This is a genomic window from Peribacillus sp. SIMBA_075 (genome assembly GCF_046534585.1).
Window position 1 is genome coordinate 1 of sequence record NZ_JAWRYN010000202.1, and the last position, 368, is coordinate 368.

The 368-nt window shown below is 42.9% G+C and carries 1 protein-coding gene; it reads right to left on the reverse strand.

Annotation, left to right across the window (positions count from 1 at the left end; translation table 11 throughout):
* Positions 1–368: LOG family protein (locus SB775_RS27830; RefSeq protein WP_410864380.1), on the reverse strand; the 368-nt coding region annotated here is incomplete at both ends.

Below are 368 nucleotides of genomic sequence, written 5' to 3' on the forward strand. Positions count from 1 at the left end.
ATTTGAAAAACCTTCCTGTACACTGAACTTCACCATGTCAATGAGCGGCTTGAAATAGTCATTCACTTGATACAATCCAATTGGCTTTTGGTGAATCCCGATTTGTGCCCAGCATAACACCTCAAATAATTCTTCATATGTACCAAAGCCGCCTGGCATGGCAATAAATCCATCGGCCAGCTCGCTCATTTTCGCTTTTCGTTCATGCTTCCCTTTTACTTCTATTAATTCTGTTAGCTCTCGATGCACAACCTCTCCTCTAAAAAGCCCTTTTGGCATGACCCCAATGACTTGCCCTCCATTTTTCAATACCTCATCTGCAATGGCTCCCATTAGTCCAATTCGTGAACCGCCGTATACAAGACAAA